General features: G+C 66.1%; 13 protein-coding genes and 3 pseudogenes. 11 read left to right on the top strand and 5 right to left on the bottom strand.

The window, feature by feature from the left end:
* A partial coding sequence (locus PV679_RS35155; protein WP_319685318.1) for a Hint domain-containing protein occupies positions 1 to 700 on the top strand: 700 nt, incomplete at its 5' end.
* A gap of 7 nt (positions 701 to 707) precedes the next feature.
* A complete protein-coding gene (locus tag PV679_RS35150; protein ID WP_319685316.1) occupies positions 708 to 1,190 on the top strand; it encodes an SUKH-3 domain-containing protein in 483 nt (160 codons plus the stop codon).
* A 195-nt stretch (positions 1,191 to 1,385) separates the two neighbouring features.
* Here PV679_RS35150 and PV679_RS35145 read toward each other — a convergent pair.
* A pseudogene (locus PV679_RS35145) lies at positions 1,386 to 1,855 on the bottom strand (tyrosine-type recombinase/integrase); the annotation flags it as partial.
* 834 nt (positions 1,856 to 2,689) lie between these two features.
* On the opposite strand from PV679_RS35145, the gene PV679_RS35140 reads away from it, so the two are divergent.
* The 4 genes from PV679_RS35140 (at position 2,690) to PV679_RS36310 (ending at position 5,244) form a co-directional block, all read left to right on the top strand.
* A complete protein-coding gene (locus PV679_RS35140) occupies positions 2,690 to 3,886 on the top strand; it encodes a helix-turn-helix transcriptional regulator (protein ID WP_319685315.1) in 1,197 nt (398 codons plus the stop codon).
* Between the two features lie 122 nt (positions 3,887 to 4,008).
* Positions 4,009 to 4,380: a hypothetical protein gene (locus PV679_RS35135; protein WP_319685313.1), complete on the top strand. Its 372-nt coding sequence runs from the start codon at positions 4,009 to 4,011 to the stop codon at positions 4,378 to 4,380.
* Positions 4,373 to 4,648: a hypothetical protein gene (locus PV679_RS35130; protein WP_319685311.1), complete on the top strand. Its 276-nt coding sequence runs from the start codon at positions 4,373 to 4,375 to the stop codon at positions 4,646 to 4,648. The genes PV679_RS35135 and PV679_RS35130 overlap by 8 nt, the downstream gene beginning before the upstream one ends.
* Positions 4,649 to 4,962: 314 nt before the next feature.
* Entirely contained in the window at positions 4,963 to 5,244 is a 282-nt protein-coding gene (locus tag PV679_RS36310) for a DddA-like double-stranded DNA deaminase toxin (RefSeq protein ID WP_416069868.1), read from the top strand.
* A gap of 75 nt (positions 5,245 to 5,319) precedes the next feature.
* Here PV679_RS36310 and PV679_RS35125 read toward each other — a convergent pair whose 3' ends face one another.
* The 4 genes and pseudogenes from PV679_RS35125 to PV679_RS35110 form a co-directional block, all read right to left on the bottom strand.
* Positions 5,320 to 5,946 carry a hypothetical protein gene (locus PV679_RS35125; RefSeq protein ID WP_319685309.1) on the bottom strand — a complete coding sequence of 209 codons (627 nt, stop codon included), beginning with the start codon at positions 5,944 to 5,946 and terminating at the stop codon, positions 5,320 to 5,322.
* Between the two features lie 178 nt (positions 5,947 to 6,124).
* Positions 6,125 to 7,432: a site-specific integrase gene (locus PV679_RS35120; protein ID WP_319685307.1), complete on the bottom strand. Its 1,308-nt coding sequence runs from the start codon at positions 7,430 to 7,432 to the stop codon at positions 6,125 to 6,127.
* Complete coding sequence (locus PV679_RS35115) at positions 7,432 to 7,623, bottom strand: helix-turn-helix domain-containing protein (protein WP_319685305.1); 192 nt, start codon at positions 7,621 to 7,623, stop codon at positions 7,432 to 7,434. The genes PV679_RS35120 and PV679_RS35115 overlap by 1 nt, the downstream gene beginning before the upstream one ends.
* A gap of 164 nt (positions 7,624 to 7,787) precedes the next feature.
* Positions 7,788 to 9,063: pseudogene (locus PV679_RS35110) on the bottom strand (replication initiator); the annotation flags it as partial.
* An 85-nt stretch (positions 9,064 to 9,148) separates the two neighbouring features.
* Here PV679_RS35110 and PV679_RS35105 point away from each other — a divergent pair.
* The 5 genes and pseudogenes from PV679_RS35105 (at position 9,149) to PV679_RS35085 (ending at position 12,796) form a co-directional block, all read left to right on the top strand.
* The gene (locus tag PV679_RS35105; RefSeq protein WP_319685303.1) at positions 9,149 to 9,301 is read left to right on the top strand and encodes a hypothetical protein; all 153 of its coding nucleotides are present in this window, start codon (positions 9,149 to 9,151) and stop codon (positions 9,299 to 9,301) included.
* 210 nt (positions 9,302 to 9,511) lie between these two features.
* Positions 9,512 to 9,901: a winged helix-turn-helix domain-containing protein gene (locus PV679_RS35100; protein WP_319685320.1), complete on the top strand. Its 390-nt coding sequence runs from the start codon at positions 9,512 to 9,514 to the stop codon at positions 9,899 to 9,901.
* A 642-nt stretch (positions 9,902 to 10,543) separates the two neighbouring features.
* The gene (locus tag PV679_RS35095; RefSeq protein WP_319685301.1) at positions 10,544 to 10,981 is read left to right on the top strand and encodes a DNA/RNA non-specific endonuclease; all 438 of its coding nucleotides are present in this window, start codon (positions 10,544 to 10,546) and stop codon (positions 10,979 to 10,981) included.
* 7 nt (positions 10,982 to 10,988) lie between these two features.
* The gene (locus PV679_RS35090; protein WP_319685299.1) at positions 10,989 to 11,516 is read left to right on the top strand and encodes an SMI1/KNR4 family protein; all 528 of its coding nucleotides are present in this window, start codon (positions 10,989 to 10,991) and stop codon (positions 11,514 to 11,516) included.
* Positions 11,517 to 11,650: 134 nt separating this feature from the next.
* A pseudogene (locus PV679_RS35085) lies at positions 11,651 to 12,796 on the top strand (IS30 family transposase).
* The last annotated feature ends 135 nt before the right edge of the window (positions 12,797 to 12,931 follow it).

Genomic DNA, 12,931 nt, shown 5'->3' with positions numbered 1-12,931 from the left:
CACCGCGGAGATCAAGGGCCAGGGTCTGAAGCACCTGGTCAAGGTCGTCATCGACACCGACGGCGAGAAGGGCATCGCAACAGCCGGGGTAACGGCGACGGACGGCCACCCCTTCTGGGTCCCCGAACTCGCCGAATGGATCGACGCCACCGACCTCCGCCCAGGCCAGTGGCTCCGCACCGGCGCCGGCACCCTCGTCCAGATCACAGCGGTCGAACACTGGACGGCCCCCGACGAAACGGTCTACAACCTCACCGTCAGTGACCTCCACACGTACTATGTGCTGGCGGGAACCACGCCGATCTTGGTGCATAACACCGATGGCGGTACTTGTGGCGTCGTGTCTCCGGCGCTCGCTAACACCGCTGATGCAGGTGAGATGCATGGAGCGGACTTCGCTTCTGAGTTCCGTTCCCCGAGTGGGCAGATGTATCAGGCTCACAATGCCGAATATGTGGAACTCCCCGAGGGGTTGAAGGATATTATTCGGGAGAATGACCACCCCGCCTTTGTCTGCTCGGAGATGAAGTGCCTGGCCAACGCTTACAAGGCAGAGGGGCCGGCGGCGCTTAATGGAGGTCAGATGACTACTGTGTTCGTCAGTGACACTGAAATGGGCGAACATGGGGCCCTTGCAAGCCCTTGTCCTGGATGTCGCAGAGTCTTGAATTCAAGACTGATTCAGATTACGGGAGGCTGAGGTCTACGTGAGGATCCCGCTGCAACCCGAATCTCGCTCGGCCTTGGAGGCGAAGGGCTGGTCGGAGGACCGGCAGGTGGACGTCTCCCCCGTGATCGAGCGTCTGACGGGCGCTGGTTACGAGATCAACGAACGCATGGCTGAAGTCTTGAGCTCTTTGAGTGGATTGACTCTCAATCCAGTTGTCGAGGAGGGAATCGGCTTCCGAAATGATGAACCCCTAATCGTTGATCCCATTGGTGTAGGCGTTAGGCGTCTGAAGGAGGCCAGGGATCTGGAGGAATGGTTTAAAGTGCCATTCTGCCCGCTCGGCTGGTGGTTGTGCAGATCCCATGTCTATTTCAGCTCCGAAGGTCTCGTTGTTGCTTCGGCTCCGGGGGTGGTCTGGCATCTTGGAGATTCTCTGCCAGAAGCGATCGACTTCATGGTGCTGGCAAACCGCCCGCTCGTGAGACTGTGGAGTATGGATGGAATGGACGACTCCTCATGAAGCGCACTTGATTTCAGAAATTCATGGATTAGAAAGCCTGCAAATAGCTTAAGATCCAATAATTCAGAGGCCCCGCCGGATTTGTTTCCGGTGGGGCTTCTGGGGTGTCTGACGGCAGTAGTTGACGGCAACGTCAGCGGACGGGTGCTGCACAAAGCGGTGGTTCGTCGCCGTCGTCGGGTCGGGTCGGGCGGCGGGTGTGGCGGGGTTGCGGAGGGCGTTGCTGAGGAGGTCGATGGCGTCGCGCTGGAGGCGGAGCCGCATGTGGGCGTACACCGTGGCGGTCACGCCGATGCGGGCGGGACCCAACAATTCCCTGATCACGACGAGCTCGACGCCCTGCTCCAGGAGCAGGGTCGCCGCCGAGTGCCGGAGGTCGCGGAAACGAATGCGGCGGAGAGTGGCCCGGCGGAGCAGTGTGTTGAAGTGCCGGGTGAGGGTGGCGCCCTCGATCGGGTTGCCGTCGGGCCGGGTGAAGACGTAGCTGTTCGCCTTCCAGCCTGTCCCGCCGCTTCGCGCTCCTGGCGCTGCCGGTCACGGTGCTGTTCGAGAGAGCGCAGGCACTCGGTGGGCAGCGCTATGCGCCGTTCCGAGATCTAGGTCTAGGTGGGCAGGGCGGTTAGGCCGCCGGAGTTGGTGCGTTGGAGGGTGCGGCGGATGCTGGCCCGAGATTCAGCAGACGCGGACGGAACTGGAAGCAGCACTGGCCAACGTCGAAGCGATCAAGGCCAGGCTCAACCTCATGGTCGCGGACCAGAACCGTCGGGAGCGACTGCGCAGCGAACGCACGCCCGAAGACGATGCAAGGCTACAGAGGCTCAAAGACAAGCTCCGCCCCGAATAGGCCCTGCGACCATGGCGGTTCCGACAGCCGAAGCAGCCCAGAGCGAGCCAGCCACGAGAGGGCGTCGGAGCTGTTCAGAGTTTCTTCACTTGATCAAGGCGGCCCGCTGGCGCGGCCCGCGCGCGCTCCGGCCCTGCGAGGCCGCCGCCCGCTCCTGTCTCCGCCCCGCTCGCCGTCGGCCCCGCCGGTCCGGGCGCGCAACAGTCGTACAGCGAAGTCACCTGGGGCTCTGCCCCAGACCCCGGCCCTCCCTCCGAGGGGCAGGGGGCGCCACGTGCGGGTGCGGCTTCGTCGTGGTGAGTAGTCGCGGGGCGCGGGTGGGGTCCCTCGTCGCCCGGTCACCGGAGGCGTACCAGGAACCCCCGGGGGCCGCCAAGGCCGAGCGCACGCGTCACGAAGTGAGCCTTGGCGGCCCCCGGAGAACCTGGTCCGGCGAAGCTGCCCGACCGACGAGGGACCCCTTCCGCTCAGGCGGCGGTTCTGCCGGAGGCCGGCCCTGCGCGGGGGTGGTGATCGCTCTGCGGCGGGTATCTGCCGGATAGCCATCGGCTGATGCGTCCGTCCGGCGTACTGTGGCGCTGGAGGTGGTGAGCGGATGGCTACGGAACTCACGGAGCTGGCGGACAACGTCCGCAAGTAGCGGCGTCGGGCCGGGATGAGCCAGGAGGAACTGGCCCACGCCGCAGGCGTGTCGCCGGGAACAGTGCGCAACGTGGAGCAGGGCGGAACGGTCCGCGTGGAGACGCTGCACATCCTCGCCCGCGCACTGGAGGTGACTACGGCAACGCTGCTGGCTCCGGACGCTCCGCAACCGGTGCGCCGAACCGAGGACAGGAACCGCGTCAACCTCATCGAGCTGCGGGCCGCTCTGACCCCGCCGGTCGGGCTGGCCGATGCGGGCGGCGAGGCCGACGAGGAAGAGCCGAACGTACGCCGCTTCCGCCGGGCGGTGCACGACGGCGCGGTGCTGTACCGTTCCGACAGCTACAAGAGCGTCGCCTCCCAACTCCCCGCACTCCTACGAGACGCCAACAGCGCGGTCGCCTACTACGACAACGGCGAGGAACACCGCCAGGCGCTTCTGGCCCGAGCCGAAGCCCTGCAACTGGCCGGACGGTACCTGACGCAGGTCCGGCAGTACGACCTCGGCTACGCCGCCCTGGCCGGGGCAATCACCGACGCTCGGCGTGCCGCAGACACCCTCACCGCAGCATCCGGCGTGATCGGCATGTGTTGGCTGCTCCTACGCCAGGGCCGACTGGACGAGGCGGAAACCCTCGCCGCCCAGACCGCCGACATGATCGAGCCGAGGCTGTCCAGAGCGACCCCCGACGAATGCGCGGCGTGGGGCTGGCTGGCACTACGGGCTGCGGCTGCCGCAGGCCGAAACAACCGCCCCCAGGAGGCCCGCCACTACCACCGCGTGGCCACCACGGCGGCATCAGCGGTAGGACGGGAGCACACCGGCTCGTTCTTCCGGCACTGGACGACCTTCGGCCCGCTGACCGTCGGCATGAAGGGCGTGGAGGATGCCATGGTCGTGGGCGACGCGCGTACCGTCGTCCGCAAGGTCGGCGAGGACGCGCTGACGCCCAAGGCGTGGAAGAGCACCGGGCGGCCGAGTGACGACAACTGGAACCGCCACCGCATGGACGTAGCACGCGCCCACACCCGCACCGGCGACCTGACCGCAGCCATGGACGAGCTGACCGGGGTCCGCCGAGCATCCCCCCAGTGGCTCCAGCATCAGCACGTGGCCGCCGAGACCATGCAGGAGATCCTGAAGAAGCGCAAGCGGACCCTCACCGCCGAGATGCGCGACATGGCCTCCTACCTGGGCGTCGTCGGATAGCTACCACGCAGCGCAGCACCACACTCTGCGTCGCAAACTGCCCTGGTCCATACGTGGAGTGACGGTCAGTCAGCTCCTACGGTCACCGTGTCCCTATCAGCGACCCAGGCCAGGAGTGCACGGTGAGCAGTTCCAGGAGCGACGCGGACCGCATGCGGCGCAGGGAATTGTACGACGCGGCGACGGGTGTGGCCGGCCCCCGCTTACTTCCCTGGACCACCCCCGACGGGAACCCCTGCTACCTCAGCACCGACGGCAGGGGCTACCTGTCCACACTCGCCGACAGCATCGAAGCCGTCCAACTCAGCATGGGCGAAGAACTGCTTGAACGCGCCCGCGAAGCCCTGGCCCCCTGCGCACGAGCTCTGTCGGCCACCGAGTACCGCTGGCTCGCCTCCCGACTGACCGAAGCCCTCACCGACGCGCTCCGGGTGGCCGAATCGCGAGGGCAGCGCATCCCCGACCCGCAGGAAGAGGCGGCCGAGCATGCCTGACCCGGCAATCACCGGCACGCCGGCCCGCAAGCACTACCGCTTCCGCGAATACCACGTGACCGCCGTCGTGGACCCCATGACCCTGCCCACCTTCGAGGCCGTCTGCGTCACCGGCGAAGACCACGACTGCGGCGCCACCTCCGGCGAACTCCACACGGAGGGCGAACTGACCCGCTGGATCGCCGAGCACTGCGCCCAGACCAGCCACGACTTCTACCACCGCACCACCCCCGCCACCCCCCGCGCCGAACCCGGCGCCTGGCAGTGAACGCCCCCGCCGTCAGCACCCTTGACGGCAGTAGCGACGGCAACACCCACGGATTTCCACGCACAACCACGGACGCCAGCGGAACGCAAAACCCACCCTGACCAGCGAAAAAGCAGGTAGAGGGGTCCCGCGTAGCACACGTACTATGTGCTGGCGGGGGCCACACCGGTACTCGTTCACAACTGCAACGAGGCTGGACTTGCTGCCGCAGAGCGGGCGGGCGACCACTTTGATCGCCCCGGGGGTGCCACCGGCGCTCTGCGTTCGGATGAGGGCGGGTGGTTCTCTGATCCCTTTCCTCGGGGGGTAGGAACATCCACCCAAGCGTTGATGGAAATGCCGCACCTGGAACCAGGTCAGGGTTCAAGCATCACCTGGAGGCCCAGGCTGCGGCGCTCATGCGCCAGAATCCCGGTATGCGGAATTCAACTCTTTATATCCACTTCCGGGACCCGGATGCTGTGCGAGAAGTTTGCGGAGCCTGTGCTGGAACCCTGGAGGACATGTTGCCGTCAGGTGCTTCCCTGACGGTTATATTCAGGCAGTTGGACGGAACTATATTCCGATCAAGACCCTACGTCGGCAACGCTAACTGACAATTTAAGAAAATGAGGCAGGGGTCACATTCTGTGGCCCCTGCCTCATTTTTGTGCAAAATTCTGCTCTGCCGCCTACCTTCGCCAGTGCACTTCAGTCATTCTTTCGAGGTGGGCGATTCGGTCGAATTCCGATGTGACCACTTCCACATCCCAGCCTGGGCCAGAGTCGGCCTTGACTGTCTCCGCGAGCACGGCGCCCTCCATGAACATCCGGTAGCCCGGCGCTGGCCATTCCCAAACGCCGAACGCAACTTGTTCCATGGGGGCGAGGATTTCTGTGAGTGTCTCCTCAGGAACAGCCAGTGCCCTGAGTCTGACGGCGGCGCCGTAGATAACTTCCCTTACGGTATTGTGTACGAGAAATTCAGTAAGCTGCTCCGGGTTCCTTTCCCAGGGCTCATATCGCTCAGCATCGAAAACACCGTCCGGGTCATCGGGGTCGATGCACCAGCGCCAGTCGCCCGTAGCGTCCACCATGAAGATGGCTTTGCCATCCTCGGCAATTTGGATTCTTTCAGGCGGGATCATTGTCGTTGTGAACGTGAGTCGCTTCTCCCACCGCGAAGTCAGCGTATGCCATTCCTTTAGTGGATCGGGAAGCCAGTCACACGAGTCGGGAAGTGGCGTTGCGCTTTTGCTGGGTGCGCCGTACCAGGTGACTAGGAAGTCGGGAAGATCAATTTTCTTAGGATCAATCACGGAATCACTCTCTCATGTGAGCGGACTTGAAGCTGTCTTCCTGAGGGGACTGCACCTACCGGCCGTGGCGGCCTGTGCAACGTCTACCGCGTGGCGCTGCGAAAGCAACACCGAGTGCCCCATCAGCCGCAGCTGATGGGGCACGTGAGGTCTCTGACGGCAGTAGTTGACGGCAACGTCAGCGGACGATGGTTCCGCACAGCGGCGGGTCGTAGCCGTCGTCGCGGTGAGGTTCGTGGTCGGAAGGACCGTCGAGAGCGGCACTGAGGCTGTCGATGGCGTCCCGTTGGAGCCGGAGTCGGACGTGGGCGTAGACGATGGCGGTGACGCCGATGTGGGCGTGGCCGAGGAGTTCTTTGATCACGACAAGTTCGACGCCTTGCTCCAGGAGGAGGGTGGCGGTGGAGTGCCGTAGGTCGTGGAAGCGGATGCGGCGGATCCCTGCCCGATCGAGGAGGGCGCGGAAGCTGCGATTGAGGTTCGCCGGATCGATCGGCCCTCCTGCCGGCGTGCTGAAGACGAGGCCGTTGTCCCTCCAGCCCTCTGCTGCTGCCTCTCGTTCCCCTTCCTGCACCTCACGGTGTTCCTTGAATGAGTGGATGCACTCACCGGGGAGGGCGATGCGTCGTTCGGACGCGCGGGTCTTGGTGGGCAGGGCGGTCAGCCCGCCGGTCTGGGTGCGCTGGAGGGTACGGCGGATGCTGGCAGTGCCAGCGCCGAGGTCGAGGTCTTCCCACTGGAGGCGGAGGAGTTCGCCCTTGCGGAGGCCGGTGCGGAGGGCGAGTTCGTACAGCACGAACAGGCGGTCGTTGCGGGCGGCAGCGAGGAACTGGCGGGCTTCGTCGGCCGTGAGTGGCTCGAAGCGGCGGGGGTGTGGTGTACCAGTTCGGACGTTGCGGGCGACATTGCGCGGGATCTCCTCCTCGCGGACGGCGTGCTCCAAGGCGGACTTGAGTACGGAGTGGATGTACGCCAGCGTCAGCGGGGAGAGCCGCTTGGAGCAGCACGTTGCGGCGGCGCAGCAGCGGGGCTGGTCACGGGCCGCGTCGAGGCCGCGGGTGCAGCACTGGCAGGTGGTTCGGAGTTGGTTGAGCCAGGTGCGGACGTCCTTGGCGGTGAGTTTGGTGAGCTTCTTCTTGCCGAGGCCGGGGTTGAGGTAGCGGTTGACGCAGGTGGTGTAGCGGGTGTGGGTGTTCTCGCGGAGGTGGTGGACTGCGACGTTCTCCAGCCAGTACGTCAGGTATGCGGCCAGGCTGCCCTGTATGGACGGGATGGGGAGGCCGCGGTTGCTGTTGGCGATTTTCTCGGTGCGCTTGGCGAGGGCTTCCTTGCGGGTGGTGCCGTAGACGCGGATGCGTTTGCGGGTGTTGCCGGGGGCGAGGACGTATCCGGCGGCTTCCCAGCGGTTGTCCTTGCGTTGGTAGACGGTTCCGTCGCCGTTGGCGCGGGTGCGGCGCGAGGTGGGGGTGTCGCGGGGTGTGGTCATCAGGCGGCGGCTTCCTGTTCGAGGCGGGTGGTGATGAAGTCGGTCAGGGCGTGTGCGGGGATCCGGCGGGCGCGGCCGAGGGTGAGGGAGGTGAGCTGACGGGTGCGGAGGAGGTCGTAGACGGCGGTGCGGCCGAGTTGGAGGCGTTTCATGACCTGGGGGACGGTGAGGAGTTCCGTGTCGGCGGTCATGCGACGGCCCCCGTCCGGACAGCACCGGTCAGCCGGTCAGTGGGGTGACCGACCGGGTGACCGGAGCGTTCCGAGCGTCGGGTCTGCCGATTTGCGGTCAGGAGGTTGGCGAGGTGTTCGTGTTCGGGCAGGAGGCCGGTTCCGGCGTACTGCCAGTGGGAGATGACCAGCGTCGTGTCCGAGTCCACGCGCTGACCGGCGATATCGCTGTGACCGGTGAGGTGACCGGCGGTCAGGTCAGTGGAGTGTCCGGTGCGGTCACTGTCCGGACTGTCACCTGTCTGACCGGCCTGAGTCTCCGCCGCCGATGGCGGGGTTGGGGTCTGGGCGCCGGGTTGGCCTGTTCGCCAGGCGGTGCGTTCAGCTCGGAGGTGGGCGAGGGTGGTGGAGTAGTGGCGGGTGCGGGTGGAGAAGTGGCCTCGGAAGCCGAGCATGTGGGCCCATTGGCGCAGGCGGAGGTTGGTGTGCTGGGGTGGGTGGCGAGGTGCCAGGCGGTGTGGATCATGCGGCGGGCGTGGTCGGTGATGTCGTGGGTGGCGAGTTCGGCGAGGAGGCGGAGTCGGTGGTCGAGGGTGCCGGTGATGGTTTCGGCGCCTTTGGTGGCGTACTTGGCGATGTAGGCGGCGACGTGCCGGTCGGTGACCGGGCCGCCTCCGGTGAAGTCCGTGCTGCGGATCGGTCGGATGTCGATCTGGCGCCCGAACCGGAACACCAACCACCCTGCCTGCTCTGAGCCTTGACGCGGGTAGGCGGGAACGTGCCTGGCGGCCTGCGGTCGCTTCGGCGGTTCGCCCTCATGCGCGACGCGGGTGCGTGTGGCGGCGGCGCGGACGGCGTGGTCGAGGAGCTGGGTGGTGGCCCAGGCGGGCGGGGTGCTGGTGGGGCCGGTGGGGCCGTCGAGTCGGATGACGGCGTGGAAGTGGACCTGGCCCCGTTTCTGGTACTCGGCGACCTTCGCGTACGAGAGCGTGGCGTGGCCCCGCAGGACCCGCTGCGTGAGCCCGCCGCCTTCGCTATCTCCCGGCGGAGTTGGGTGGTGAAGCGGGCCCAGAGGGCGGGTGCGTGGGCGTTCCACAGCACCGCGCCGGTGTAGTCGTAGCGGCCGGGGTTGAGTGGTGTGCCGAGGAGCGGGTCGTTGTCGGGGTGGACCTGGCCGCAGTGGCAGCGGTTGGTGTCGGGTTGGTTGTGGACGGGGCCGAAGCCGGGGGCGGTGAGGGTGGTGAAGACGCGGGGGTGGGCGGCGACGCTGGTGGGGACGGTCTTGCCGCCGCGTAGTCCGGCGGCGATGAGCTGGTAGGTGTCGTAGCGGTAGAGGGTGGAGCAGGTGGGGCAGCGGGTGGCGCGGCGGATCAGTAGTTCGCCGGCCGGGAGTTGGCTGGAGGTGAAGTGGTCGAGGACCTCGCCTGTCGCACTGTTCAGGCGTGTGCGGTGTCCGGTGATGCGGATGGGGTGTGTACAGCCGCCGAGTCCGGCTATCTGGTGTGCGAGGGGTGCGAGTTGGCCGGTGGTGGCGAGTTTCGCGAGCTTGGCGGTGAGCCTGGCGCGGCGTTCCAGCGGTGACCGGCCCGCCGCCGTCGAGGTGGTGGTGTCGGCCGGGCAGGTCGGTGTCCTGAATGCCGACGACGAGGGAGGCGAGGCGGCCGGACCAAGCGGTCTGGTCGGCGGGGCGCGGTGGTGATCACCGGCGGGTGCGTGACGTTAACATCGCCTCACAGGCGCATTCAAGTGCATTCTTCCTGATTCCTTTCTGGTGGGTGGTGGGGCGCGGGTAGTGTGGGCCCGGTTTCCGGGTTTGGACGGGCCGGAAATCACTGGTAGAGGCACGGGAAAGGCGAGGGTGGCGGGCGTGGTGGTGGGGCGGCGTGGGCGCAGGCCGGCGGGCAGCGGGGTGCCGTTGACGTTCGAGGTGATCGCCGAGGCGCTGCGTGAGCGGATCCGTTCCGGTGGGCTGCGGCCGGGTGACGCGTTGCCGACGCAGGCCGTGCTGATGCGGGAGTTCGGGGCGGCGAGCCTGACCGTGCAGAAGGCCATGACTCTGCTGAAGCAGGACGGGTGGGCGGTCTCCCACCCCGGCAAGGGTGCCTACGTCGCCCACCACAACCATGCCGACGATGGCGCTGATGCCCTCGACACCCCGGAGACGACCGCACCCGTCGGCGGGACGGCGGCCCGCGTCGAGTCGCTGGAACGGGCGCTCGCCGACGCCGTTCAGCAGATCGCCGACCTCCGCGCCCGCGTCGAGGCTTTGGAGACGGGCGACGGCGAGTACGGCCGCTGACCCGCCGTTGTCGCACGGGCGGTCCTGGGGCGTGCGTTCAGATTTTCTCTACGAGGTTCGAGGTTCAAGGCGGCACTCCGCCCGCCAGGGCTGGCCACCGTCGCCGACAAGCCCGCCGTCCGCTCGGAAGGTCAACGGCGCCGCAGCTGTGCGAGTCACCCCGGCAACCGGGGCATCGCCCAGAGGTGTGGAAGCGGCGCCCGGCCAGCACCGGGACGACCGTAACGGGGCTCCTGGCAGAGCAAGTTGTGGAGTAAGCACTCCTTACCGCGGCGCGGAGCAGGTTGTCGCCCACGACCGTCCTACGGCCGGATCGCAGGCACAGCGCCGACCAGGGGGCCGACCCTTCCCGTCCGCCGCCGGCCCACCGAGGGGGGTGGCCGGCATGCCTCTGGCGGGGAGCGAAGCCCCCGACCACCCTTCGCAGACCGCCCAGCCCCGCCGCACGCTGGCCGAGAACCGCCCCCGAACACCAAACCCTGACAAGGCGGCCCGCCTACCTGACGATCCAGCCCGTTGACGGCAGTAGTGACGGCAACAACCACGAACAACCCCGGCCGAACCCGTACCTCAGCGGACTGCCGAACACCGCTTGACCTGCGAAAACGCAGGTAGAGAGGGGTCGCGTAGCACACGTACTATGTGCTGGCGGGGGCTACGCCGGTACTCGTTCACAATTGCAACGCAACCTACGGGGATCTGGATCAGTATGGGCGCGCTACAGGTGTCGAGGCGATGCTTACTCCTAGCAATATCGGAGGCAAGACAAATCCTTCGGTTGACCCAGCCGGTTGGCAGAGCGGGCAGGGGTACAATCGCGCGCACCTGTTGGCAGCAGTGCTGGGAGGGGTGAACAATGACAAGAGAAACTTCGTCACGATGCATGCGTATGCGAATTCTCCCGTGATGCGAGGGTTCGAGCTGCAGGTTCGTGATGCCGTCAAAGCCGGTGAGAATATTTTGTACAGGGCGACGCCGATTTACTCTGGAAGTAATCCGCTTCCCTTGGGGGTCACGCTTTCCGCGCGTGGAAACGCAGGATTCTCTCTGGACGTCACGATCGTCAATAGGAAAAGGTGACCCCGAAGTGTCTGTAGCAGAGTTGGCGCGATGGGCAAACGTCTCGTATCCGCAAGCTCCGGGTGAGGTGGACTGGAGCAGCGTCCCTGTAGAGCTTCGCGCCCTCCTTCCGGATGATTATCGAGAAATGATCGATACGTTCGGAGGTGGGAGTTTCGACCGGCATATCTGGATTCACTCACCCCGAAGGCAAGGGGAGCCTTACGATCTTGCATCCTGGGCGGTTGATCGGGAAATGGCACTGGAGCTCCTCTGGGGCGCTGGGGAAGAGATCCCTCCGGAGATTGATCGGGAGAGTGACAGGCTGATTGCCTGGGCAAGCACCGGTGACGGTGAGTACATCTACTGGGTGGTGCCTAAAAAAGGCTCCTTTCCGGTCGGTCGGCGAGTTGCAGTCCAAGATTACGATGGGGACTGGGAATTCTTCGATTTGTCATGCACTGAGTTCTTGCTCCGATGGGTTAATGGAGAACTCGATACGAATCTGATCTCCAGTACATCTGCGGAGTTCGAGAACTCGTTTATTCGCTACTGAGTCTCGGCGGAGTGAGCGACCGCAAATCTGAAGCCCCGCCAGGTATGTCTTGGGTTCTAGTGGTCGTCGCAACGCCCCAGTTCAGGGGATGCGATGGACTTCGAGTCCGGAAGGTCCGCAAGGCTCACGGGCCGATGAAGTTGCGGCGGGAGCGGGAGGAATACTTCCGGCTCGTGCGACAGTGCTTCAGCAACAAAGAGGCGTCCCGGCTGGTGGGCGTCAATGAACGGACCGGCCGCGAGTGGCGCAACGGCCGGACGGACCCGAACAGGTTCCGGGCGCCCGCTCAGTCCGAGCGGGCGCCCGCTCCTGCGTCGTCGGGCCGGTATCTGCGCGATGACGAGCGCATCCACATCGCCGACCGGCTGCGGGAGAAGGCCACCGTCCGGTCTGTCGCCGCCGAGCTGGGCCGAAGCCCGTCCACGGTCAGCCGCGAGATTGCCGCAACCGCACTACCGATCCCCGTGGTCAGTGGCACTACCGTCCCCACGCAGCCCAGGCCCGCGCCGATGCCCGCCGGCCCCGCCCCAAAGTGGGCAAGATCGCGCAGAACGCCGAGCTACGGGACTTCGTCCAGCAGCATCTGACCCTGCGGTGGAGCCCGGAGCAGATCTGCAACGCTCTGCGTGCACAGTTCCCCGACCGGCCGGAGATGCACGTGGTTCACGAGACTGTCTACCAGGCCCTCTACGTCCAGGGCCGCGGTGAGCTGCGACGTGAGGTGGCCCGCGCCCCGCGCTCGGGCCGCGCACGCCGCTGGCCGCAGCGACAGGCAGCCAGTCGGCAGCCGCACTTCACCCTCCCGATGGTCATGATCAGCGAACGTCCCGCCGAGGCGGAGGACCGGGCAGTGCCCGGCCACTGGGAAGGCGACCTCATCATCGGGACGCGCCACCCGCTACGTGATGCTCGTCCACCTGCCCGACGGGCGGACTGCGGAACACATGCGCGACGCCCTGACACAGACCGTGCAGAGTCTGCCGTCGCATCTGACGCGCTCGCTGACATGGGACCAGGGCTCGGAGATGGCAGCCCACCACGCCTTCAGCCTTGCCACGGACATCCCGGTCTACTTCTGCGACCCGGGCAGTCCCTGGCAACGAGGCCCGAACGAGAACACCAACGAACTGCTGCGGCAGTACTTCCCCAAGGGCACCGACCTGTCCGTCCACAGCCGAGAGCACCTCGACGCCGTCGCCGCCGAACTCAACGGCCGACCACGCAAAACGCTCGGCTGGGAAACCCCAGCCGAGCGCCTGCATAAACTACTCGCCGCCTAACACAACCGACCACGTGTTGCGACGAGGGAGTGTCATGGGAGTGTCATGAATCAGGTGTGATCTTCCCCGAAGGAGTCACCTGTTGAGTACGACGACGGATCACCGGATCGAGACCTCGGGCAGCGTGTCGCTTGC

It is taken from the genome of Streptomyces sp. AK02-01A (genome assembly GCF_033795305.1).
In the GTDB taxonomy this organism is placed as follows: domain Bacteria; phylum Actinomycetota; class Actinomycetes; order Streptomycetales; family Streptomycetaceae; genus Streptomyces.
Note: the sequence above shows the minus strand (reverse complement) of the source record. Positions and strands in the feature narration are given on the sequence as shown.

What these genes read in the sequence shown, in the direction of transcription:
- PV679_RS35115 (WP_319685305.1), bottom strand. Translation starts at nt 7,623, where the DNA reads ATGACCGCCGACACGGAACTCCTCACCGTCCCCCAGGTCATGAAACGC.
- PV679_RS35120 (WP_319685307.1), bottom strand. Translation starts at nt 7,432, where the DNA reads ATGACCACACCCCGCGACACCCCCACCTCGCGCCGCACCCGCGCCAAC.
- PV679_RS35130 (WP_319685311.1), top strand. Translation starts at nt 4,373, where the DNA reads ATGCCTGACCCGGCAATCACCGGCACGCCGGCCCGCAAGCACTACCGC.
- PV679_RS35140 (WP_319685315.1), top strand. Translation starts at nt 2,690, where the DNA reads ATGAGCCAGGAGGAACTGGCCCACGCCGCAGGCGTGTCGCCGGGAACA.